The sequence below is a fragment of the Enterococcus sp. genome (genome assembly GCF_032555305.1).
Classification (GTDB): Bacteria; Bacillota; Bacilli; order Lactobacillales; family Enterococcaceae; genus Enterococcus_A.
Genome location: NZ_JAWGOQ010000007.1, coordinates 73,798 through 95,471, shown reverse-complemented (window position 1 = coordinate 95,471; position 21,674 = coordinate 73,798). Strand labels below are relative to the sequence as shown.

Annotated in this window: 25 protein-coding genes; 18 read left to right on the top strand and 7 right to left on the bottom strand. The window is 42.3% G+C overall.

What is annotated here, in order from left to right:
• Positions 1 to 116 precede the first annotated feature (116 nt).
• The 3 genes from E6139_RS07385 (at position 117) to E6139_RS07375 (ending at position 1,799) form a co-directional block, all read left to right on the top strand.
• Positions 117 to 950 carry a helix-turn-helix transcriptional regulator gene (locus tag E6139_RS07385; protein ID WP_316402421.1) on the top strand — a complete coding sequence of 278 codons (834 nt, stop codon included), beginning with the start codon at positions 117 to 119 and terminating at the stop codon, positions 948 to 950.
• Between the two features lie 16 nt (positions 951 to 966).
• A complete protein-coding gene (locus tag E6139_RS07380; RefSeq protein WP_316402420.1) occupies positions 967 to 1,449 on the top strand; it encodes a VOC family protein in 483 nt (160 codons plus the stop codon).
• A 164-nt stretch (positions 1,450 to 1,613) separates the two neighbouring features.
• Positions 1,614 to 1,799, top strand: coding sequence for a hypothetical protein (locus E6139_RS07375; RefSeq protein WP_316402419.1), 186 nt, complete (start codon positions 1,614 to 1,616; stop codon positions 1,797 to 1,799).
• A gap of 52 nt (positions 1,800 to 1,851) precedes the next feature.
• Here the strand turns inward: E6139_RS07375 and E6139_RS07370 are convergent, their stop codons facing one another.
• From E6139_RS07370 to E6139_RS07355, 4 genes are all read right to left on the bottom strand, one after another.
• Complete coding sequence (locus E6139_RS07370) at positions 1,852 to 3,123, bottom strand: ABC transporter permease (RefSeq protein ID WP_316402418.1); 1,272 nt, start codon at positions 3,121 to 3,123, stop codon at positions 1,852 to 1,854.
• A gap of 1 nt (position 3,124) precedes the next feature.
• On the bottom strand, positions 3,125 to 3,802 hold the full coding sequence (locus E6139_RS07365; RefSeq protein ID WP_316402417.1) for an ABC transporter ATP-binding protein: 678 nt from the start codon (positions 3,800 to 3,802) through the stop codon (positions 3,125 to 3,127).
• 252 nt (positions 3,803 to 4,054) lie between these two features.
• Positions 4,055 to 4,786 carry an MIP/aquaporin family protein gene (locus E6139_RS07360; RefSeq protein ID WP_316402416.1) on the bottom strand — a complete coding sequence of 244 codons (732 nt, stop codon included), beginning with the start codon at positions 4,784 to 4,786 and terminating at the stop codon, positions 4,055 to 4,057.
• Between the two features lie 214 nt (positions 4,787 to 5,000).
• A complete protein-coding gene (locus E6139_RS07355) occupies positions 5,001 to 6,008 on the bottom strand; it encodes an alcohol dehydrogenase catalytic domain-containing protein (protein ID WP_316402415.1) in 1,008 nt (335 codons plus the stop codon).
• A 287-nt stretch (positions 6,009 to 6,295) separates the two neighbouring features.
• Here E6139_RS07355 and E6139_RS07350 point away from each other — a divergent pair, with 287 nt between their 5' ends.
• The 15 genes from E6139_RS07350 (at position 6,296) to E6139_RS07280 (ending at position 19,810) form a co-directional block, all read left to right on the top strand.
• Positions 6,296 to 6,922, top strand: a complete 627-nt coding sequence (locus E6139_RS07350) for a DUF1054 domain-containing protein (RefSeq protein WP_316402414.1) — start codon at positions 6,296 to 6,298, stop codon at positions 6,920 to 6,922.
• Between the two features lie 327 nt (positions 6,923 to 7,249).
• Positions 7,250 to 8,719, top strand: coding sequence for a BglG family transcription antiterminator (locus tag E6139_RS07345; RefSeq protein ID WP_316402413.1), 1,470 nt, complete (start codon positions 7,250 to 7,252; stop codon positions 8,717 to 8,719).
• Position 8,720: 1 nt separating this feature from the next.
• Positions 8,721 to 9,215: a PTS sugar transporter subunit IIA gene (locus E6139_RS07340; protein ID WP_316402412.1), complete on the top strand. Its 495-nt coding sequence runs from the start codon at positions 8,721 to 8,723 to the stop codon at positions 9,213 to 9,215.
• Positions 9,216 to 9,240: 25 nt separating this feature from the next.
• Entirely contained in the window at positions 9,241 to 9,555 is a 315-nt protein-coding gene (locus tag E6139_RS07335) for a PTS fructose transporter subunit IIB (RefSeq protein ID WP_316402464.1), read from the top strand.
• A gap of 192 nt (positions 9,556 to 9,747) precedes the next feature.
• Positions 9,748 to 10,833, top strand: coding sequence for a PTS fructose transporter subunit IIC (locus E6139_RS07330; RefSeq protein WP_316402411.1), 1,086 nt, complete (start codon positions 9,748 to 9,750; stop codon positions 10,831 to 10,833).
• Positions 10,834 to 10,848: 15 nt separating this feature from the next.
• The gene (locus E6139_RS07325; RefSeq protein WP_316402410.1) at positions 10,849 to 11,700 is read left to right on the top strand and encodes a class II fructose-bisphosphate aldolase; all 852 of its coding nucleotides are present in this window, start codon (positions 10,849 to 10,851) and stop codon (positions 11,698 to 11,700) included.
• Positions 11,701 to 11,723: 23 nt separating this feature from the next.
• Entirely contained in the window at positions 11,724 to 12,623 is a 900-nt protein-coding gene (locus tag E6139_RS07320; RefSeq protein ID WP_316402409.1) for a ketose-bisphosphate aldolase, read from the top strand.
• Between the two features lie 178 nt (positions 12,624 to 12,801).
• A complete protein-coding gene (locus E6139_RS07315) occupies positions 12,802 to 14,844 on the top strand; it encodes a BglG family transcription antiterminator (RefSeq protein ID WP_316402408.1) in 2,043 nt (680 codons plus the stop codon).
• A 15-nt stretch (positions 14,845 to 14,859) separates the two neighbouring features.
• On the top strand, positions 14,860 to 15,492 hold the full coding sequence (locus tag E6139_RS07310) for a bifunctional 4-hydroxy-2-oxoglutarate aldolase/2-dehydro-3-deoxy-phosphogluconate aldolase (RefSeq protein WP_316402407.1): 633 nt from the start codon (positions 14,860 to 14,862) through the stop codon (positions 15,490 to 15,492).
• On the top strand, positions 15,492 to 15,950 hold the full coding sequence (locus tag E6139_RS07305) for a PTS sugar transporter subunit IIA (RefSeq protein WP_196004097.1): 459 nt from the start codon (positions 15,492 to 15,494) through the stop codon (positions 15,948 to 15,950). Before E6139_RS07310 ends, E6139_RS07305 begins: the two co-directional genes overlap by 1 nt.
• A gap of 18 nt (positions 15,951 to 15,968) precedes the next feature.
• Positions 15,969 to 16,247, top strand: a complete 279-nt coding sequence (locus E6139_RS07300; protein ID WP_316402406.1) for a PTS sugar transporter subunit IIB — start codon at positions 15,969 to 15,971, stop codon at positions 16,245 to 16,247.
• Positions 16,248 to 16,271: 24 nt separating this feature from the next.
• On the top strand, positions 16,272 to 17,639 hold the full coding sequence (locus E6139_RS07295; RefSeq protein ID WP_316402405.1) for a PTS galactitol transporter subunit IIC: 1,368 nt from the start codon (positions 16,272 to 16,274) through the stop codon (positions 17,637 to 17,639).
• 16 nt (positions 17,640 to 17,655) lie between these two features.
• Positions 17,656 to 18,801: a galactonate dehydratase gene (dgoD, locus tag E6139_RS07290; protein ID WP_316402404.1), complete on the top strand. Its 1,146-nt coding sequence runs from the start codon at positions 17,656 to 17,658 to the stop codon at positions 18,799 to 18,801.
• Between the two features lie 17 nt (positions 18,802 to 18,818).
• Positions 18,819 to 19,277, top strand: coding sequence for a hypothetical protein (locus E6139_RS07285; protein ID WP_316402403.1), 459 nt, complete (start codon positions 18,819 to 18,821; stop codon positions 19,275 to 19,277).
• Entirely contained in the window at positions 19,274 to 19,810 is a 537-nt protein-coding gene (locus tag E6139_RS07280; protein WP_316402402.1) for a histidine phosphatase family protein, read from the top strand. The genes E6139_RS07285 and E6139_RS07280 overlap by 4 nt, the downstream gene beginning before the upstream one ends.
• Positions 19,811 to 19,830: 20 nt before the next feature.
• On the opposite strand, the gene E6139_RS07275 is transcribed toward E6139_RS07280, so the two are convergent.
• From E6139_RS07275 to E6139_RS07265, 3 genes are all read right to left on the bottom strand, one after another.
• The gene (locus E6139_RS07275; RefSeq protein WP_316402401.1) at positions 19,831 to 20,538 is read right to left on the bottom strand and encodes a nucleotide disphospho-sugar-binding domain-containing protein; all 708 of its coding nucleotides are present in this window, start codon (positions 20,536 to 20,538) and stop codon (positions 19,831 to 19,833) included.
• Positions 20,514 to 21,008 carry a hypothetical protein gene (locus tag E6139_RS07270; protein WP_316402400.1) on the bottom strand — a complete coding sequence of 165 codons (495 nt, stop codon included), beginning with the start codon at positions 21,006 to 21,008 and terminating at the stop codon, positions 20,514 to 20,516. Before E6139_RS07270 ends, E6139_RS07275 begins: the two co-directional genes overlap by 25 nt.
• Positions 21,009 to 21,114: 106 nt before the next feature.
• Positions 21,115 to 21,657: a biotin transporter BioY gene (locus tag E6139_RS07265; protein ID WP_316402399.1), complete on the bottom strand. Its 543-nt coding sequence runs from the start codon at positions 21,655 to 21,657 to the stop codon at positions 21,115 to 21,117.
• Positions 21,658 to 21,674 lie beyond the last annotated feature (17 nt).

Here is a 21,674-nt window from a genome sequence, read left to right as displayed (position 1 = left end):
ACTACTGATAAATCCGAAAAAATGTCGCGGAATCTGCGGCATTTTTTTGTTTTAAAAAGAATAGACAAATCAAAAAGAAGCTTGCTATGATAAGGCTAACAAATGGGGGTGAGGTCATGATTAATCGTAGGGATATTCCAGCTTATCGAAATCGGCAGCGGATCATTTTTGGGAATGACGACTGTCTGTACATCAAGCCTCATCTAGCGTTACAGCCGTATATCTCAAACTATACGCTGACATTCCCAACAAGAGCGGCTATTTCTGAACAATACACGGTGATTCCCCATGGCTGTGGGACCTTGATTTTGGGCGTGAATGATCAGCAGATTGATAGCCAAATTTTTGGTCCGGCAACGAAAGCAGCTAGAGTTGGTAACCAAGCGACTAGTTTTGATCAGCTATTCATCGTGGAATTTCAACCGGCTGGACTGCATGCTTTTTTAGGCTTCAACCAACATGAATTAATGGATCAGCTTTTTCCCCTTGAGCTAGTGCATGCCCAGCTGAATCAGGGAATGCTGGCGTTGTTAGAAACTGTGGAAAGTGTTCAGGAGCTGTTGTTAGGTGTGGATCAACTGTTTTTAAGGGCTATTTTAAAAACTTGCCCACCAGAATTGACCACTTCGACTAAAACGATCGTCAATCGAATGGGCAATGTTTCGCTGAAGCAATTGTCCGAAGAGGCTTTTTACAGTGAGCGTCACCTGACTCGTTTATTCAACGAATATTTAGGGATGAGCACCAAAACATTTTCCCGCTTGGTTCGCATCAACCAGGCCCTTCGTTTATTGAATAATCCTGCCAACGGTATTACACAAGTCCACGAAGCAACGGGGTACTATGATGTCTCCCACTTCAACCGTGATTTTAAGCAGATCACCGGAAAGACACCGCAACTATATCGGCAAAAGATGTCCGATTTTTACAGTGAAATCGCTAAATTCTAGCGGTATAGTGGAGGAAATGAAGAGGGAGTTGGTGCTGGCTATGAATTATGGCGGAATAATGATCGCAGTCAAGGACATGAACAAGGCGAGACAGTTTTACGAAGAAGTGATGGAACAAAAAGTTATGATGAATCTGGATAATATGCATGTGGCTTATGAGAGCGGCTTTTCTATGCAAGCAGATTACGCGGGATTGCTGGACGTTCCATTGGAAATGAAGGAGCAGCCCAATAATTTTCAGCTCTATTTTGAAGTTGAAGATTTAGATATGTGGGAAGAAAAGCTTTCAAAAGTGGAAGGCATCGAGTTTCTTCATCACAGCAAGGAATATCCTTGGGGACAACGGGTGATACGTTTTTATGATCCTGACAAATTTATCGTGGAAGTCTCTGAAAGTATGACAAGTGTGGCGAAGCGCTACTTGGCCCAAGGGATGTCGGTAGAAGAGACGGCGGAAAAAACCATGTTTCCAGTGGAGTTTGTAAAAGAACTGGTTTAATAGGAACAAAGGATAGAGGTCTGAACCAGACCTCTATTTGCTAGCCGCCAACAATGCGCGTAGAATGACCTTAACAAGAGGGGGTCGTTGCAATGCATGAACATGATATTGTCCCGCCTATCCAACCTAAGGATTTTATTGATGAAGTGAACACCACATAGCGAATGTCGCAAAATTTTTCAAGGGAAGACCAGCAAGCAAACATTGAGATAAAGAAAGACAAAAACAATCAAGACGTTCTTGTTGTGATCCCTGATCCAAAGCCTGTTACGTTCGATCTGCAAAAAGATCTCGCCATGAAGGAAAAGCGAAGAATCAAAGGAGAGTTTGTCGAGGAACAAGATGAGTAATTATTAGAGTAAAGAAAAAGCTGCCGCGAAATTTGCGACAGCTTGTCTTTTTCTACTCATAACGCAGTGCATTAATTGGATCTAAACGTGCTGCTCGATTAGCAGGGAAGGTTCCAGCTAAAAAGGCAATTAGCATGATCACTACTAAGATGATCAGCATGGAAGGCCAAGAGAATTGCAGCAGGGTTAGGCCGGTTAAGCCATCCAAAAAGGATGTCGTAGCAAAATCATTTAAAAATTGTCCGGCTATAACTGCTCCGGCAATGCCTGTGACGCCACCCCAGAAACCAATTAATAAGGCTTCAATACTGAAGGTTAAAAAGACTTTGAAGCGTCCCATGCCCATCGCCTTCATCAAACCGATCTCCCTTGTGCGATCTTGAACGGACATGTAGAGAGTATTGATGATCCCAAAGCTGGCGGCTAATAATGCGATTGCTCCAAAGAGTGTCAATACGCCTGTGATCGCGTTGATGACTTGCCGGATCATACCAATTTCATCTTCAACCGTCATAGCGGTAAAGCCTTTTTTAGTCAGGCGTTCCTTCAACTGAGTAATTTGTGCATTGGATAAATTCTTATCCATCGTAGCGAAAAGCGTGCCGTATTTGTTTTTCATGTTTTCCGGCATACCGTTTTCGTTAATACGAACAATTCTATCTGATAATGCTTTACTCATGATCGACTGGCCTTGCTGAATCAAACTTACATTTCGAACGCCTACGATGGTTGCCTCTAGAAATTCCTGCTCACCAGTCGCTTGACTGCTGACAGCAATTTTAATGCGTTGGTTAAGTGCTGCTTTTGCATTTTTAAAGCCTAAAGCGTCCAGGTATTCTGGTGCTATATTGATTTCGTATTTGTCACCAGCGCTGTTTACTTCGCGACCAGCCTCTAAATCAATCGAAATATCACTGACACTAACGGCTGATAAAAGGTATTTTTTTCCATCCTTTCGCTGGACGTAATCGGTCGATAGAAAATGGAAAGGTTCAACCTTCTTGATTCCTTTTGTTGCTTTGATTTTATCTAAATCCTTGGTTGTCAGGTAATCAGCATCCGCGCCTGAGGATTTATCAGGATCGTATTCCTGTGGATCATCGTCAGCAGAACCCATTTGCGATTCAGGGAAAACCATCAATTGATCCTCACCACCAACACCGTTGATTTGACGATCAATATAATCGTTGACCCCGTTATTGACTCCAGTGGTTAAAGAGATCGTAAACGCACCAATAAAAATGGCGATTATCGTTAGAACCGTTCGTCCTTTATTACGCCATAAATTTGAGCTTGCCGATTTAATAATGTCAAATAGCTTCATGTTAGGCACCCTCCAATAGTTGACCGTCTTTAATGTGAATCTGACGATCGCATCGATCCGCTAATTCGGGATCGTGGGTGACAATGATCAAAGTAATCCCTTTTTTCTGATTCAATTCGAAAAGCAGTTTCTCTATTTTTTCACCAGTCACGGTATCTAAATTTCCTGTTGGTTCATCGGCAAAAATGATTTCCGGTTGATTGACGATGGCACGGGCGATACAGACACGCTGTTTTTGGCCACCTGATAAATCATTGGCTTTGTTGTCTGCTTTGTCACTCAATTCAACGGATTCTAAAGCATCCATGGCCATTTGCTTTCTTTTTCTGCTTGGAATTCCGGCAATTTTTAATGGCAATAAGACATTAGCCAGAACGGTGTCTTTCGGATTGATGAAAAATTGTTGAAACACAAAACCAAATGTTTCGTTCCGCATTTTATTCAGTGAACTATTTTTAATTTGGCGGGTATCTTGATTAAGTAAAGCGATTTTTCCAGAACTAGGTCGATCAAGCAATGCTAATATATGCATCAGAGTTGACTTGCCAGAGCCGCTCTTGCCGATAATTGCGACGGATTCCCCTTTTTTTATTGCGAAATTAACCCCTTTTAATGCTTCAAAAGCTGATTGTCCAGAACCATAAACTTTTTTCACATCTGTTACTTCAATTGCATTCATTGTTTTCCTCCTCTTAGCTAAAAGCTATGGATTGATTCTCCCATAAGTCGAAATGAATGAAATGGGGCTAAGGTAGTATTTTGTGATTATTTCTCTTTTTTTTGAAGTAAAATGCCTATTTTGTTTGCATAGGAGAAAAAATAGAGTAAATCAACGATCTACTCACAGACAGGGAACAATAGATTGTTCTTTGGAAAAAGTCGCCTTACACAATAAAAAAGCTGCCGCAAAAAATTTGCGACAGCCTTTTGTTTAGATAAATAAAGTTTTATATAATGCGATTGCGACGATTGAAGCTAATATCGGAGCAAGTACTGGTACCCATGAGTAACTCCATTGTGAATCACCTTTGTGTTTCAATGGTAAGATGGCATGCATGATCCGAGGACCTAAATCACGAGCTGGGTTCAATCCTGGTCCAGTTGGTCCGCCAAATGAAGCAACTAATGTCCATACTAAGAAACCTAATGCTAAGTGCGCTGTTCCTAAATTGTTTTGGAAGAAGGGTGCTTTAGTGATCCCTAGCGCACCAAAGAATAAAATGAATGAACCAAAGAATTCATTCACGAATCCGTTAAATTTAGAGCCGACACTATTGATGGTTGAGAAGGTTCCTAACACATGCAATTTGTCTTCTGTTTGATCGTAATAAGGTTTGTAGCTGGCTACTACGACTAATTGTCCCACCATCGCGCCAAGAATTTGAACGGCGATGTAAGGAAGAACTTCTGCCCACGGGAACATGCCGCTAACGGCTAAACCAATCGTAAATGCTGGGTTAATGTGGTTGCCGCTGATACCGCCAAAAATCATTGCAGGAATCATAACCCCGCAGCCATAACCTACTGCAATCAACATCCAGTCACTTCCGTAACCTTTTGTACCTCTTAAATCAACATTGGCAACTGCACCGTTTCCTAGCATTACTAGCAAAGCAGTTCCCAAGAACTCAGCCGCTAACCGAGTAGTCAGTGAATAATCCATAAAAACCTCCTAGAAAATTTGAAATGAAAATGTAAATGAAAATTCCATTTTATATCTTAATCCCATTCTTTGTAATTAGCAAATGTTAACCTCAGAAAAACGAGAAATTTCTATGAGAAATGACAACGGTCGTTATGAAATTGAATAAACACGGCTTTTTTGCGAAAAAACTGCTTTCCATAAAAAAAATCTCGTCCAATTGAACGAGATTCGGTCAGTTTATTAAAACTAGATGACGAAAGTTAGGATTGCTTTCGATCAATTTGTGAGCGCCGTAGAAATTTTTATCTGAGAAGCCGTTTAGCTGTGCGGTCAAAATTGATTTCAATTGATTCTTTTCCCATAAATAGACCAACAGCTCCATGACTGTGCGAGAATAGTCGATCCCTTCATCGGTAGTAAAGGAGTTCTCCAAGAATTCTTCGCAGTAAAAGTTTAGATAGTCGGGATCAAAGTTTTTGTTTTTCTTTTTGATAAAATGCAACAGCAAGACCTTAGCCGTGTCTTTGAATTCTGCCAGATGATCAAAGCTTTTTTCTTTTTCAGTATCCAAGTTGATCACGTAGTCAACCGGTGTCATTTCTTCGTTCGCCAATTCCCGTGATAGGTTAGTGGATTGTGAGAATACAGCATCGGCTCCCATGTTTTTGATCCAGATCTCTGAGTTGTTCTTATTGATCGTAGCGGCAACCTTCAAACCAGCCCACTTAGCCAGCTGGATAATGGTAGCGCCTAGTCCGTCAGAGGTATTCAGGATCAATAGATTGCCTTGGTTTTTCCCTGGCTTCGGTGTCAGCTGCAGCTGCTTGAAGAGGACTTCAAAGGCCAAGAAAAAACTATAGGAAAAAGCTGCGGCTTCATCTGTCGGAAAGGAATCCGGCAGTTTTACGATGGAACGGACATCCACGATCTGGAAATTACTGTAGCTGCCGTATTTTCCAACCTTATTCACGTAGAGTACGCGATCGCTGACATTCAAGTGCTGATTGCTGCTGCCCAGCCGCGTGATGATCCCCACGCCGCCAAAGCCTAAGATGTACGGCTTCTTCGCGCCTTTGATGTTTTGGCGAATCTGCGTGTCCAAGGTACTGATGGAGATGGCGGAGATTTTTATCATGACATCATTCTCCCGTAATTTTGGAAGCATGATCTTGTAGTGTTCAAATTTTTTATCTTCTTTTAAACGAAATTTTTTCTCGAACCCAATCGCGTCTGAAATCATTCGTTTTACCCTCCTCAGAAATAAATTTCTGAATCTTTAATATAAAATGGCTACTTATAATATACTTGATTTAACAAAGAGAAGGAAATAATTTCTGTGAAATAGCAAAAGAAACCGTCTGATTTAGCAATTTTTTGGATAATTGTTTGTCCAAAGTGTAGGTGTCTGAATCGTAGGATCATTTTTTCTGTAGAATTTGGGTACTTAACTTGTGAGGAAGCTGCAAGATAGGTACTATTAGGATACCAGCTAAACGTGTTTTTGCACGCACATATAGGAGGAATCAGATGTTCACTGAAAAAAGTTTTGAGGTTTTTACAGTCGAGGGGCTGGATGAACGGATGGCGGCGATTCGTCAAGAAATCCAGCCGACTTTTCAACAATTAGACGAAGTTTTTCAACAGGTATTAGAACCGCTGTTGGATGAAAAGCTATTTATCCACATCGCTCAGCACCGCAGACGAACGACGTATCCGCCGGAAAATACTTGGTCCGCCTTGAGTCGTCAAAAGCGCGGCTATAAGATGGAGCCGCATTTTCAGCTGGGAATTTGGCCGGACTATGTTTTTATGTGGCTATCATGCATCGATCAGCCAAAAGATGAAAAGGCGATTGCGCAAGCATTGCTGGATCACCCCGAGGTTTTTGAGAACTTATCCCCAGATTTTGTGTTATCCGGCGATCACACGAAGCCAAAGGTGGAGGAGTTATCACCAGAAAGCACAGAAAGGCTGTTGAAAAGGTTCCGTGATGTGAAAAAAGGGGAGTTCCAAGTCGGTCGGATCATTAAAAAAGACGATCCAATGTGGAAAAAACCGGAAGCTGCGCAGTCTTATATGGTAGAAACCTATGAAAAGCTAGTACCAATCTATCAATTGGCCAATCAGGCAAGTTTTGCACAGGTGGAAAACTAAAGAACATTTTGACGCGGCTGCATTCAAAAATCGAATGAGAATAGGTAGAAATTTACAGGAGAGATTTTGGCAGATAAGTCGGACAGCGAATTTTTCGCTGTTTTTTTTATCTGTCGAGGGATCAGCAGAATAATGGAAGGAATTGGTCAATCTGAAGCATTTTTTCAAGAGATTAGAATTTTTATTATTTTTTAAAATCAGGTTATTTTCAATGATATTTTAAAATAGTTATTGAAAGCGTTTTATAAAAATGTCCATTTCAATGGACACAAGAAAAAATGTACAGGAACAAAAAAGGGCTATATTAAGGACAAGGAGGTTGACCAAATGCAGCTAAGCAAACGTGAAACACAATTGATCGAACTGTTTATCAAACATGGGATGACACTCACCGCTCAAGAGTTAGCTGAATTTGCCAATGTTTCCACCAAAACAATTTACCGTACGATCAAAAAAATCAATGAAGCCTCCGATGTAGGAGAGCTCATTTCAGCCGAGGTCGGCAAAGGATTTCGGTTAGATTATGACAATTATCTGAAGGAAAGTGTTCGAAAAAAAGGCAGCGATACTGTGCAAGGCCCGTTGGAAAGAAGAAATACGATTCTATTGACCTTGTTATTCAAATCACCAAAGAAAGTGCTGATCCAGGATCTGTTTGATGAATACTATGTCAGCAACACCGTGATCAACAATGATTTGGTACGGATGACGGAATTTCTGATGGATCATCAGCTGGCTTTGATTCGCAAAGGGCAGCGGCTTTCGATCGAAGGAACAGAAAAGCATATTCGCAAGGCGGTCAATCACTTGATCAGTGCGAATCGTGTCTGGGAGGAAGACTTTTCCACACAGCAGGAAAAGATCAGTTCTTACGATATCAACTTCATTACTTCTTTATTGGAGTATATTGAGCAGAAATTACAAAATGGGATTGCGTATCCCTATAACAGCAACATCTTTTCCCATATCTATATCCTGATCAAGCGAGTGCGGGAGGGCGAGATCCACGCTGATACCTGCGCCGAACGTTTGGACCCGGATGAAGAGGAATTGATCATAGAATACGATCAGCTTTATCAGCTTTCGCGGATGGTCATCACGAAGCTGAATCATTATTTGAACATCGTATTGCCGGAAAGCGAGACTTTTTACTTATTCCAGTATCTGATCTCTTCACGGATGGAAAAGGAACCCATCAAGTTGAATCGAAAATCAAAGGAAGCGTTAGAAATCACCGAGTTTTTTGCGACAGAGATGAGCGATCTGATGGGGATGAAGGTTGACCAACAGCCGAATCGTCAGGATTTATATGAACACATTGATCCTTTATTGTATCGCTTGAAAAATGAGATTATCGTCAAAAATGATTTGTTAGGTGATATCAAGCTGGAATATCCAGAGATTTTTCAACAGGTTCAACAGGTCAGCCAAGCAGCTGAGGAAAAATATCAATTGAATGAAATTTCAGAAGACGAGATCGGTTTTTTAACCCTTTATTTTGTGAAGTATAAGGAAATGATCCACTCGAAAAAACGTGTGCTGATCATGTGCAGCAGCGGGGTAGGAACTTCGGAACTACTGAAGGTAAAGGTGCGCAAGGCTTTTCCCGAGTTAGAGATTGTGGATGTCTTATCGGCACGAAAGTTTTCAAAAGCGCCAGAGAAATACCAGAACATTGACCTGATTTTAACAACGGTCAATTTAACGATTGAAATGATGACACCAACGATTTTAGTGAATTCTGTATTTACTAAACAGGATGAAAAACGAGTGAAAGAAATGTTAGGAGAGATGTGAGATGACAGCAGAGCAAATGATGGATGACTTCAGTATCGCGGATGTGATCACCGAAGAGCTGATCCAACTAGAAATGAAAGCGACAACAAAAGAAGAAGCGATTTATGAGCTGACGCGATTATTGATGGCAAATGGTGATATCGAGGACGAGGAAGAATTTGCGGCAGACGTGTTTGCCCGTGAAGCAGAAGGGATGACTGGTATCGGCAATAGTATCGCGATTCCCCACGGAAAATCTGACAGCGTGATCAAGACCTCGTTAGTCGTGGGCAAAGCGACGACTCCGATCGAATGGGAATCGCTGGATGAAGAACCGGTTCGTGTGATTATCCTATTTGCTGTAAAAAACACGGATGCCAACACGATGCATATCAAGCTGCTGCAAAAAGTCGCGATGCTTTTAGCGGATGAAGACTTTATTGAAAATATGGTCAATGCCCAAACAAAAGCAGAAATGATGGAATTATTATCACGGGATCCAATGGAAGAAGAATAAAAAAAAGAAAATGGAGGAATAGATGATGAAAATTGTTGGAATCGCCGCATGTACATCGGGCATCGCCCATACGTACATCGCCAAACAAAAGCTGGAAAAAGCCGCGAAAGCTCTGGGGCACACGTGCCATATCGAGACTCAAGGCACGATTGGGACGGAAGACGAGTTAAGCATGGAAGAGATCAAGGCAGCCGATGTGGTGATCATCGCCGCAGATATCAAAGTCGGCGGAAAAGATCGCTTTGAAGGGAAAAAGGTGGTAGAGATACCGACGAGTATGGTAATCAAAGCACCAAAGGGATTGATCAATAAGATCGAAGAAGAAATCGTGAAGGCGTAGGTAAATAATTCTTTAATATGAAAAAGGATGCCAGTTCCACTCTTTGCAGTTTAATCAGTGAAGAAAACACAGCATAGAATTAGTCCACTGCATAAGAATAGAAATCCTAGTGGAATGGTATACGGCTTGAAAATCGAACTAATTTTTCCCTGGAAAAATTAATTCTTTAATATGAAAAAGGAGATGAACTAAATGTTTAAGCAGCTTCAATTGAAAAAGCATGCCTTGACGGCAATCTCGTACATGTTACCGGTTGTTGTTACGGCAGGGTTGTTGATCGCAATTGGGAATTTGACGGGTGGCGGAGTCATTGAGGATTACAAGGCGGCCTATTCGATCCCAGATGCATTAGTCTCACTTGGTGTGTTAGGTATGGGCTTGTTGGCTCCCGTCATCGCAGCGGCTATCGCGTATTCGATTGCGGATCGTCCTGGTATTGGACCTGGTTTGTTTATGGGGTTGATTGCAAATTCCATCGGCGCTGGTTTCTTAGGCGGCATGCTTGGTGGGTACTTGGTTGGTTTCTTCGTTCTATTTTTAGTGAAAAATCTGAAGGTTCCGAAATGGGCGCAAGGCTTGATGCCGATGATGATCGTACCGCTCTTATCAACATTGATCATTGGATTATTGATGTTTTTTGTCATCGGATTGCCGATCGTTTGGGCGACAGAGGCTCTGACAGAATTCTTGGAAGGGTTGCAGGGATCAGGTAAATTCTTGTTTGGTTCGATCGTTGGCGGAATGGCGGCCTTTGACTTTGGCGGACCAGTTAATAAAGTAGCTTCACTATTTGCCGATGGATTACTTTTGGAAGGTGTGCAGGGACCAGAAGCGGTGAAGGTATTGGCTTCAATGGTACCACCGTTTGGTGTAACGATTTCTTGGGTCCTATCTAAGATTGTCCGTAAACGCAAGTATTCTAAAGAAGAGGAAGACAATATCAAGATTGCGTTCCCAATGGGACTTTGTATGATCACAGAGGGTGTCATTCCAATCGCGGCAGTTGATCCGTTACGAGTGATCTTCTCTTGTACAGTTGGTGCAGCGATCGGCGGCGGTTTGAGCATGTCATGGGGCGTTGGGTCGCCCGTTCCATCTGGCGGGGTCTTCATTATCCCAGCGATGACTGATCCGTTGAAATTCACGTTAGCGTTACTGATCGGTTCAGCAATCACTGGCATTCTTTTGTTCGTACTTAAAAAAGAACCTGTTGAAAATGACATTAAGGATGACGAGGAAGAGGAAGAAGTAGATTTTTCTTCGATCAAGATTTCGTAGGAAGGACTTTTAGACATGTATGTTTCGATGAAAGAGATGCTGCAAAAGGCCAATCGTGAGAAATATGCCGTAATGGCGATCAATTGCTTCAATTTGGAAACAGCCAAAGCCGTTATCGAGGCGGCTGAAGAAATGCGCTCGCCGATTATTGTCGATCTGTTACAGGATCATTTGCAGGAACATCTGGATATTCGTTATTTGACCAAGCCGATCATTCGAATGGCCAATAATGCCAAAGTCGAAGTGGCGATCAATCTAGATCACGGACAAGATGTTGCATTCGTAAAGCAATGTCTGCATGAAGGCTTCTCCAGTGTCATGATGGATGCGTCCATGTATCCGCTGGAAGAAAATATTCGCATCACGAAGGCAATGGTGGAGCTGGCGCAAGTTTACAATGCCAGTGTCGAAGCCGAAGTTGGTGATATGGGGGCGGTGGCAGGCGATCATTTTACCAACGACGAGATGTACACTGATCCCGATGACGCGATTCGTTTTATTCATGAGACGGGTGTGGATTGTTTAGCACTATCGTATGGCTCGAGTCATGGGGATTATCCCGAAGGCTATGTGCCGGATTTCCGTTTCGATATCGTAGAAAAAATCAAAGCGGCGACGAATTTGCCGTTGGTGTTGCACGGCGGATCAGGTGCGGGTGAGAAAAACATTCTTCGTTCGATCGAATTGGGCATCAATAAGATCAACGTTGGTTCTGATTTTATGAAGGCGCAAAAAGCCGAAGTCCAGAAACAATTAAGTGAAAATCCAGAGGTGGATTATCCAACGCTCGTTCATCAAACGATGGCGGCAGGGAAAGAAGTTGTCAAACGGTACATCGAACTTTCGGGTTCTAAAAATAAATCTTAAAATGAGAATGGAGACCAAGTCAAATGTTAATTAATATGAAGCAAATGCTAGAAGTCGCAAAGGAAAACAAGTTCGCAGTGGGAGCCTTCAATGTGGCAGACAGCAATTTCTTACGCGTAGTCATTGAAGCGGCGGAAGAAAATGATGCGCCAGCGATCATCGCGGTTCATCCAACCGAATTGGATTTTACCAAAGATGAATTTTTCCAATATGCGGTTTCTCGGGCAAAAAATAGTTCTGTTCCATTCGTTATCCACATGGATCATGGGGATAACTTAGCTAGCATCATGCGGGCTGTCCACTGTGGATTCAGTTCCGTCATGATCGACGGTTCGTTACTGCCATTTGAAGAAAATATCGCAATCACAAAAGAAGTCGTGGATGTTTGTCACAAGATTGGTGTTTCTGTGGAAGGTGAGTTAGGCACGATCGGTAATACCGGAACATCTGTTGAAGGCGGCGTGTCAGAAGTAATTTACACAAAACCAGAGGATGCGGAAGAATTTATTGAGAAAACAGGAATCGATACATTGGCAGTGGCGATTGGTACGGCTCATGGAATTTATCCAAAGGACATCAAGCCTGAATTGAAGATGGATGTACTGGAAGATATCAAGAGCAGAGTCGATATTCCGTTAGTGCTACATGGCGGATCAGCGAATCCAGATGAAGAAATCGCCAAGGCGGTGCAAATCGGGATTCAAAAGGTCAATATCTCGTCGGATTACAAATATGCCTTCTATAAAAAATGTCGTGAGATTCTTTCTACGACAGAGTTGTGGGACCCAAATGCGATCTATCCAGAATGTATCGACGCAGCCAAAGCAGTCGTTAAACAAAAAATGGAACTGTTCAACTCGATCGGTCAAGCAGCCGTTTATCGTAAAGACAATGTGCAGCCTTGGAGACAAGAGCAAAACTAAATAATGAAGCAAACCCTAGTCTTTCTGACATGAGAGACTAGGGTTTATTTTTTGTATTTCTTTAGAAGTATTTGCACTGTGACAAAGCCCTTTTGCTGCTGTGACAAAATTAGGTTTGAAAACAAGAACAGCTCCTTCACGATTCTCGCTATAATGAAGATGTCAGGAGGGAAAGAAAATGAATGAACGGATCCGAAATATTCTGACCATACTAACAAAGCGGCCTGAAATAAAGATGGCTGAACTGACAAAAGAGCTTGGATTGACTAGAAGGCAAATTAATTATGCCATCAATCAATTTAATTCTGAATTGATCACTCAGAAGATTCCAAGTATCGAACGCAACCACGCGGGGGACTTTAATGTCCCGCTGGAAGTTTTGCAAATGATGTCAGCACAACAAAAACAAACGGAAGAGTTAACGAGTGTTCCTTCTGATGAGGAAAGAGCCGCGCTGCTTGCGATGTTTCTGATTACGAATACAGAGTACGTAAGTGTTGATCATCTCAGTGATTTTCTGGCTGTAGGCAAGACAACTGTTGCAGAGGATTTAAAAAGAGCCGATCAGCTGATTCAAAAGTATTATTTATCACTGAAGTACGATCGTTCAAAGGGCTATCAAATCAAAGGGTCAGAGCATAAGATTCTCCAGCTACTGGCTGATTTGGTAAAACGTTATCCGATCTTTAAACGCGATGAAGTGATTGAACACTTAAGCATTGATATATCAAGAGAGGAAGTTATTCATCTGATTCACAACATGGAGCAGATGCTGCATCTAAGCTATTCAGATGAATCACTGGAGTATCTAAAAACCACCATTCCGCTGCTCTTAGCTCGAGGAATTGGTGAGAGTAAGCTGGAAGTAGAAGATTTTTTTGAAGGTGAAGTAAAAGATACACCTGAGTACCGGTTTTTGAATGTTTTGATCAAGGAAACTGAATGGCAACTTTCTAGAGGCTATCTCGAATGGATGACACTGTTGTTTTTGATATCAAATATTTTTGAGAAGAAGACTACGCAGGAATTCGATTCTGATCGTCGGCTGAAAGAATTGATCAGAGAAATGGTCTCCAATTTTGAACGTCAAACATTCACAACGATTGAAGACCGTGAAAACTTTGAACGCCGTATTTTGAATCATTTGCGTCCGGCCTGTTTCCGGATCAAGTATAACTTGAGTTTGGGTGTGTATTCTTTAGACAGTTTGATCCAAGACAGCAATCACGCGATCTTGAGCGACTTGATGAAGGAATTGATCGTTCCAACTGAAAATTGGTTGAGACGCGCCTTTCCCAATGATGAATTGGAGCTTCTTTCTTATTATTTTGGTTTTCAGTTGAGCAATCAACATCTGATAAAGAAACAAAAGCCCAGAGCAGTCGTTGTTTGTACCAATGGCGTGATGGTTTCAAAGGTTATTCGGGAAAGCTTAGAAAAACTTTTTACCGAGCTGCAATTTCTATCATCATTTTCAGTGCGGGATTTTTATCAATTTGAAGTGGATTATGATCTTGTTTTTACAACGATTCCGCTGGAAACGGAGCTGCCTCAATTTATCATTGACCCGATCATGACCTATAAGGAACAGATCAGCTTACGTTATCGAGTGTTAAATGAGCTGGGGATTAATGAGGTTGATCAATCGGTTGATCGTTTGCTGGGGATCATCCAGAAATACTCCGATGTATCCAGCTCGAAGGAACTAAAGGAGGAGCTGCAATATTTTCTTCTGCAGGAAAAACAAGATTCACCACTAGAAAATACCAAAGTATTGCCTTCACTTACGTATTACTTAAAGCCGAATTATATCACGGTCATTGATGAAGAGATCACTTGGAAAGAGGCTGTCGTTTTAGCCTGTAAACCATTAGTGGATAATCAAGTGATCAATGATGAGTTTATTGCGGATTGTCTGCAGCAGATTCGTCAGCCCAACTATGCGGGATTTTTTGGAGAAAAAACCTGTATCCCTCATACAACCGTTGAGCATGGTGTTCAAAGAGAAGGAATCAGTCTATTAATCAGTAAAAAGCCGATTGATTTTCCTAATCGAAGAGGGGTCCAAATGATTCTTCCATTGTCCTTTCTTGATTTGACCAAACATTTGAAAGCGATTAACCAGATTGCGGATATCAGTACGAATCAGGATTTATTGCAGAAATTACTGACTGAACAAGAGACAAAATCAATTTACCAGTTGATTAGACAATTTACATGATAAGAGAGGTTTGACATGAAAAGAGCAGATTACCCACGCTTTACGATTATTATGCGCGGTTATACCTTTCAGCAGGCTGACGCAATTTTAACAGCCATGAAGGGGTTTGAAAAAGAGTTCGCAGTTGAGCTGACGTTAAACACACCGAATGCTTTGCAGCAGATTCAGCAGCTGACAGAAAAGTATGGGGATTCAATTTATATAGGTGCTGGCACGGTTCGCTCAATCGAGGATGTGAAGGAATCGATTCAAGCTGGAGCGCAATTTTTATTAGGACCTCATACCTTTACTCAGGAAATGCTGGATTATGCGAAACAACATCAGGTATTGAGTGTACCAGCGGCGATGACTCCCTCTGAGATCAATGACATGTTTGATCGAGGCGCGGATATGGTCAAGGTGTTCCCAGCCTCAGTGGTAACCCCACGATTTTTTAAAGACGTTCAAGCGCCATTGGGAAAACTACCGTTGATGGGAGTTGGCGGAATTTCGATCGAAAATGCCCAAAGCTTTCTTTCAAACGGCGCAAGCTATTTGGGGCTTGGATCAGGCATGTTTAACAAGAGCGATTTAGAGCATTTAGCTAGTGATGGATTAGCGAAATCTATGAAGAAATTGCTTTCCAGTGTGGAAGGAGTAGGTGTTTGATGGAATTATTTTTGCATGAAGAATTAGTATTTAGAGAAGTTTTGGCGAAGACAAAAGAGGATGTTTTGGCATTCTTGGCTGAGAAGCTATTTGAGAAGGGCTATGTAAAACACGAATACATCCAAGCGATTCAAGATAGGGAGCAGGAGTATCCGACTGGGTTGCCTTCGTCAGAGCCTGGCATAGCAATCCCTCATGCGAATTTTGAAATGGTCAACAAAACGACGTTGGCGATTGCGACGCTGAAACAACCAGTCGAGTTTCATAACATGGAAAAGAAACAGGCAGAGCTGCCGATTCAAATCGTGATTATGATGGCGATTGGCGAGCCGCATGGTCAGGTCGAAATGCTGCAAAAGATCGTTTCGATCATTCAGGATGAGCCATTGAGAAAAGCGATGGTCAATACAAAATCAAATAAAGAGCTACTGAAGCTTTTAGAACAAGCAGTTGCTTAAAATTAGGAGGAATATACAATGAAAAGAATTTTAATTGCATGTGGAAATGGGATCGCGACCTCAACCGTCGTTGCGACGAAAGTGAAGGAATATTTAGCTAGTCAAGGAGTTCAAGCTGATACTACTCAAACTAAATTGATGGAAGTTCCAAGTAAAGTACAAGACTATGACTTATTGATCACCACTGGCGAGTTTGAAGGTCAGACAGGAGATGTTCCGGTAGTTAAAGGGATGCCGATTCTGATTGGTATGGGTATGGAACAAACGATGGAAGAGATTTTGAACTATGTTAAATAAGCTGCCTTTTGAGGAGGGACAAAAATGAAAGCAATTATGAGTGTCTTTAACTTTCTGATGGCCGCTGGGCCAACGGTTATGCTGCCGGTAATTATTACAGTCATCGGCTTGATTTTTGGGTTGAAAATCACCAGAGCGTTCAAATCAGGTTTGACGCTGGGAATTGGTTTTGCTGGGATTAAGCTGATTCTTGATTTCATGACGACTAATGTGGGACCAGCCGCAAAAGCCATGGTTGAGCGGACTGGTGTTCAATTGGATGCGCTAGACGTTGGTTGGGGGTCAATCGCCGCGGTTACGTGGGCTTCGCCAATCATTGCTTTGCTGGTCTTTGCAATTTTGATCGTGAATATTATCTTACTAATTCTGAAACGGACAAATACACTGGACGTGGATATTTGGAATTATCATCATATGGCAATCGTCGGAGTGATGGTGTACTTTGTGACCAAAAACGTACTGTTGGGTGTCGGTGCTTCCGTTGTTATGGCTATTATCACCTTCAAGATTTCCGACTGGTCACAGCCGATGGTGGAGGGCTTCTTCGGAATTCCCGGGGTTTCCTTACCGACCGTCTCGGCCTTGTCATCACTAGTTATTGCTTGGCCATTGAATTGGTTATTGGATCGGATTCCATTATTCCGCAAATCAACCTTTACAATTAAGGATGCACAAAAATACTTGGGCTTCTTCGGTGATTCGATGATTATGGGTTTGGTTATTGGTCTGGTAATTGGGGTATTAGCAGGCTTTGATGTGACGCAAATATTCCAATTAGGAGTAAGCATGTCTGCTGTCTTGGTCTTGATTCCTAAAATGACCTCTTTATTTATGGAAGGCTTGATGCCGATCTCGGACGCGGCGCAAAAATGGTCACAGGCTAAATTCAAAGGTCGTCGTCTATTTATCGGATTAGATGCAGCTGTTGTTGTTGGAAATCCAGATGTTATTACGACTGCTTTGATCATTATTCCATTGACGATCGCTATGGCGTTAGTACTGCCGGGAAATCGTGTGCTGCCATTCGCCGATTTAGCCGTGGTTCCTTTCCGAGTAGCCATGGTCGTTGCTTTAACCAGAGGGAATCTGCTTAAGAACATTGTGATTGGGTTAGTTGTGACTGCTTCACTACTATGGTGTGGTACTGCTACAGCGCCTGTTTTAACCGCGATCGCTAAATCAGTCGGGATCGAATTAGGAGCCAATGCGATGCTGATCTCGTCTTTCGCGGCGACAGCGATGATCCAAAGTTACTTAGTTTTCTTAGCCTTTACCTTTAAACCAATCATTGGTATTCCAATCTTACTGCTGGTTTTTGCGGGAGCTTGGTATTACTTCGAAGGCGTTAAGAAAATCAATGTGGAAACTATGAAGGAAGCACCTACAAACTAAAAAAGGGAGTCCAATCGTGAAAATTTCAAAGATTAAAGTATATAAAGTAAAGCCCCGCTGGATATTTATCAAGGTCAGCACAGACGAAGGGATCGATGGCTGGGGCGAAATGATCTCGGGAACTAAGACGGAAACAGTGGTTGCTGGAGCTTATGAAATCGGGAATCGGTTGATCGGGAGAAATCCTTTTGAAATTGAACGCCTATTTCAAGAAATGCATCGTTCCTTTTTCCGCGGCGGTCCCATCAATGGAACGATTGTTTCGGGCATCGAGATGGCGCTTTGGGATATCAAAGGAAAAGCCTTTGGCGTACCTGTCTATGAATTGCTGGGAGGTGCCGCGCGCGATAATATCAAAGTCTATTCTTGGATCGGCGGTGACCGTCCCAGTGAAGTACTGGAGCAAGCGCAGGATCGTTTCGATCGCGGATTTACTGCGATCAAGATGAATGCGACTTCGGAGCTGCACTATATTGATTCTTATGAAAAAGTCGAAGAAGTCGTAGAACGCGTAGCATCGATTCATGATCATTTCGGCAGCAAAATGTCGATCGGGGTCGACTTTCATGGACGGGTACACAAACCGATGGCTAAGGTGTTGGCAAAAGCGCTCGAGCCTTATCATCCGATGTTCTTAGAGGAAGTGGTCTTACCTGAAAACGAAGAACACTTTAAAGAGGTGGCGAATGCTGTTGCCGTACCTTTGGCAACTGGCGAACGTTTATACACTCGTTGGCAATTCAAAAATATTTTCAATCAAGGTGCGATCGATGTGATTCAGCCGGATGTGGCTTTATGTGGAGGAATTCTTGAAACGAAGAAAATCGCGGCAATGGCAGAAGCCTATGACATCGCGGTTGCGCCCCATGCGCCGTATGGTCCAATCGCACTGGCGGCAACGCTGCAGGTAGATTCCTGTACGCCAAATGTGTTCATTCAGGAACAAAGCTTGGGAATTCATTACAACAAAGGCTTTGATCTGTTAGATTTCGTGAAGAATAAGGAAGTTTTCCAATATAAGGATGGCTATGTCGACTTGCCAGATAAGCCCGGCTTAGGACTTGAAATGGACGAAGAGAAGATTGAAGAGATCGCCCAAGAAGGACTGGTTTGGACGAATCCTCAATGGAAGAATTACGACGGAACGATAGCGGAATGGTAAAGGAAAGGTGATCAAGGATGGCAGAGGCGTTAATAATTGCTGGTTTCTTATTCTTATTGATAATTCTTCAATATAAGGAACAAAGAAAGATCGTACTGGCTGCTAAGAGTAATTGGATGAAAAAGCTGATCACTGTTGGTTTAGCTGCTTTATTATTGACTATTTTTTGGTCAAATCATCTGGCAGATCAGATAAAATTAGTTGTTTTTGCCATTCTGATCCTGCTCTTCGGCTTCATGAAGGAAGGCTTCAGCAAGGACCACTTGATCAAGCTTGGTGTTTTAGAAGGCGACTTTCACGCGTTCAAAAAGATCCAAATCGAAGAGCTGTCGAACCGGACGCAATTTGTTTCCTTCTACAAGAACAAAAACAATCGATTATCCCTGGTTTTTGACGCTACACAAGAAGAATTGATTGCCTATTTTGAAAAGAATGATTTACATGATCGGATCGTTATCGGGGAGGAGAATGAATGATTTACTTGGCACGGCACGGCCAAACGCAATGGAACATTGAAAAAAGAATTTGCGGACGTGCGGATGTTCCTTTGACAGAAGAAGGCTGTAAGCAAGCTTTATTGTTAGCTGAACAGGCCAAAGTACTAACGCAGCCTATCACTCAGATAATTTGTTCGCCCTTGATTCGAGCGAAGGAAACGGCTCAAATTGTCGCAAAGCAGCTGGGTTTGCCGATTACAGTGGAGGAACGGTTGATGGAAATGGACTTTGGTGTATACGATGGTCTGCCTATCCAAACAAAAGAGTTCCAAAACAGCAGAAATGAGTTTTCGCTGCCTTTTGAACAGGGCGAATCTATTTTAGATGTTGCCGGCAGAATCTATCCCTTGTTAACAGAATTAATCAGTCAAGAAAATGAAACACCATTATTGGTCAGTCACAATGCGGTAAGCCGGGTAGTGGATAACTATTTTAATGGAAAGCGCATGTCGGAATTTTTGAATTTCAATATTGAAAACACGGAATTAGTCTCCTATAGAAAAACTAAATAGTTTATGAAAGTACCTATTTCTTAGAGAGAAATAGGTACTTTTTTATCGACGTAAGCGAGAATCGCGTCAACCGCCTTTTTATACCCACCGGCATTAAGGAAAGATTGCTTGATGACCTTCAAATTGTTTAAATATTCAGGTTCGACCTGTACTTTTTCCACAGCGGCGTTTAATTCTGCGTTATCCACATGTTGATAATCTAAACGAATACTTGCCTTCAACTCGACGATGCGATCAGCAAGGGCGGGTTGATCGGAGCCCATCGGTAATGAGACAAAGGGGACTTCATTTAGGATCAGATCATTCATGCTGTTCAATCCGTTGTGGGTAATGGCGACATCGGCATATTTCAAGACTTCATTTTGCGGAATGTAGTCTTGCACGATAAAGTTTTCAGGGACAGTCAAGTCATCCAAACCAACCTGATGCGCCGCCATTACAACGAGATATTCAGAGTCTCCGAAGGCTTCGAAAACTTTTTGATATAGATCTTTCGCAAAGTCGCCAAAAATCGTACCAAAGGATACATATAAGACGTTTTTTGCTGATTTTAAACGTTCAATTGGAAAATCAGCCGTGTCTTCAAGTCGTTGATAGATATCCGCGCCAACTAAAACATATTTCTCATCAAAGAACCCTCGGTCACTTTCAGGCAGGAAGTATTCAGAAGTAAAGACGATATTCAAGGGCTCCACATTAAAGATCAAATCGAAAAAGCGAGGAGGCATCTGAACCGAAAGGGCCTGCTCGATTTTTTTGCTTCCAGCAGATAAGCGTCATTCATCGCCTTGAACTTTCCGACTAAAGGTGTTTTGTCTGGCTGCATAAAATCCTGCATTCCCATAAAGACGGCTAACATCGAAATCGCAGGCAAGTGCAAGTATTCCGCGATTTGTTTACTGAAGGGCATGGCAATGGAGTGGATGACGGCATCGAAGGATTCACCTTCGATTTGCCGCAGGATGTCTTGCATGACATCTAACCCGTGATCCAACAGCACATCAAAACCTTTTTTAAAAATGTTCAAATCATAGTGATAAGGTCGATAAACAGCTCCAGCGGCTTCGATCTTTTCCCGGAATTCTTCATTTGAAAAATAAACAACTTCAACACCTCGGTCGCTTAGTTCCTTGACTAAACCCAGTGAGGGATTGATGTGTCCATGAGTGGTTACATTTAGAAATAAAACTTTTGTCATAAGTGTTCGCTTCTTTCATCGCTTTTATTAAGGGTACCTTACGATTCGGTATAATACGGTACCCTGATTAAAAAGTCAAGAAAAAAAGTTTCCAGAAATCGGAAACTTAACGATACACCAAATTAGTAAAGGGCAATCTTTTGCCAAGCAAGACACCCAGATACCCCGCTGCCACGGCTTTGATCAAGCCTGGCAGAATGAAAGGGATCATTCCGGCTGAAAAGGCGGCATTCCAAGGCAAGCTGCCGCTGAATTTTAACCACAGAGAGCCAAAGAACAACGTGATGAAGGCACCGATCACATTGGCGAGGATCGACCAAAAATAGTTGAACCGAGCTTTTTCGATGATCAACCCAATGAAGTAGGCTTGGAAAATAAATCCGACTAAGAAGCCGCCTGTTGGTCCAAAGTAATGGGAGATTCCCGCCGAACCACCAGCTAGAACGGGTAAACCGATCATGCCCATCAACAGATAGATCGCCACGGCGATGGTTCCGGTCTTTTTGCCTAAGATGGTCACGACGAACCCAACAGCAAAGGTTTGCAGGGTCAACGGGATCGGACCAAAGGGAATGGTGAACTGGGATAAAATACTAATTACTGCCGCAAATAAACCGGCTAAAACAATTTCTCGACTGCTTAATTTCATAGACTCACTCTTTCGTT

What these genes read in the sequence shown, in the direction of transcription:
- E6139_RS07265 (WP_316402399.1), bottom strand. Translation starts at nt 21,657, where the DNA reads ATGAAATTAAGCAGTCGAGAAATTGTTTTAGCCGGTTTATTTGCGGCA.
- E6139_RS07355 (WP_316402415.1), bottom strand. Translation starts at nt 6,008, where the DNA reads ATGATTTCAGACGCGATTGGGTTCGAGAAAAAATTTCGTTTAAAAGAA.
- E6139_RS07360 (WP_316402416.1), bottom strand. Translation starts at nt 4,786, where the DNA reads ATGGATTATTCACTGACTACTCGGTTAGCGGCTGAGTTCTTGGGAACT.
- E6139_RS07380 (WP_316402420.1), top strand. Translation starts at nt 967, where the DNA reads ATGAAGAGGGAGTTGGTGCTGGCTATGAATTATGGCGGAATAATGATC.
- E6139_RS07325 (WP_316402410.1), top strand. Translation starts at nt 10,849, where the DNA reads ATGTATGTTTCGATGAAAGAGATGCTGCAAAAGGCCAATCGTGAGAAA.
- E6139_RS07345 (WP_316402413.1), top strand. Translation starts at nt 7,250, where the DNA reads ATGCAGCTAAGCAAACGTGAAACACAATTGATCGAACTGTTTATCAAA.
- E6139_RS07365 (WP_316402417.1), bottom strand. Translation starts at nt 3,802, where the DNA reads ATGAATGCAATTGAAGTAACAGATGTGAAAAAAGTTTATGGTTCTGGA.
- E6139_RS07285 (WP_316402403.1), top strand. Translation starts at nt 18,819, where the DNA reads ATGGCAGAGGCGTTAATAATTGCTGGTTTCTTATTCTTATTGATAATT.
- E6139_RS07375 (WP_316402419.1), top strand. Translation starts at nt 1,614, where the DNA reads ATGTCGCAAAATTTTTCAAGGGAAGACCAGCAAGCAAACATTGAGATA.
- E6139_RS07350 (WP_316402414.1), top strand. Translation starts at nt 6,296, where the DNA reads ATGTTCACTGAAAAAAGTTTTGAGGTTTTTACAGTCGAGGGGCTGGAT.
- E6139_RS07340 (WP_316402412.1), top strand. Translation starts at nt 8,721, where the DNA reads ATGACAGCAGAGCAAATGATGGATGACTTCAGTATCGCGGATGTGATC.
- E6139_RS07330 (WP_316402411.1), top strand. Translation starts at nt 9,748, where the DNA reads ATGTTTAAGCAGCTTCAATTGAAAAAGCATGCCTTGACGGCAATCTCG.
- E6139_RS07370 (WP_316402418.1), bottom strand. Translation starts at nt 3,123, where the DNA reads ATGAAGCTATTTGACATTATTAAATCGGCAAGCTCAAATTTATGGCGT.
- E6139_RS07335 (WP_316402464.1), top strand. Translation starts at nt 9,241, where the DNA reads ATGAAAATTGTTGGAATCGCCGCATGTACATCGGGCATCGCCCATACG.
- E6139_RS07310 (WP_316402407.1), top strand. Translation starts at nt 14,860, where the DNA reads ATGAAAAGAGCAGATTACCCACGCTTTACGATTATTATGCGCGGTTAT.
- E6139_RS07320 (WP_316402409.1), top strand. Translation starts at nt 11,724, where the DNA reads ATGTTAATTAATATGAAGCAAATGCTAGAAGTCGCAAAGGAAAACAAG.
- E6139_RS07305 (WP_196004097.1), top strand. Translation starts at nt 15,492, where the DNA reads ATGGAATTATTTTTGCATGAAGAATTAGTATTTAGAGAAGTTTTGGCG.
- E6139_RS07315 (WP_316402408.1), top strand. Translation starts at nt 12,802, where the DNA reads ATGAATGAACGGATCCGAAATATTCTGACCATACTAACAAAGCGGCCT.
- E6139_RS07275 (WP_316402401.1), bottom strand. Translation starts at nt 20,538, where the DNA reads ATGCCTCCTCGCTTTTTCGATTTGATCTTTAATGTGGAGCCCTTGAAT.
- E6139_RS07385 (WP_316402421.1), top strand. Translation starts at nt 117, where the DNA reads ATGATTAATCGTAGGGATATTCCAGCTTATCGAAATCGGCAGCGGATC.
- E6139_RS07270 (WP_316402400.1), bottom strand. Translation starts at nt 21,008, where the DNA reads ATGACAAAAGTTTTATTTCTAAATGTAACCACTCATGGACACATCAAT.
- E6139_RS07300 (WP_316402406.1), top strand. Translation starts at nt 15,969, where the DNA reads ATGAAAAGAATTTTAATTGCATGTGGAAATGGGATCGCGACCTCAACC.
- E6139_RS07295 (WP_316402405.1), top strand. Translation starts at nt 16,272, where the DNA reads ATGAAAGCAATTATGAGTGTCTTTAACTTTCTGATGGCCGCTGGGCCA.
- E6139_RS07280 (WP_316402402.1), top strand. Translation starts at nt 19,274, where the DNA reads ATGATTTACTTGGCACGGCACGGCCAAACGCAATGGAACATTGAAAAA.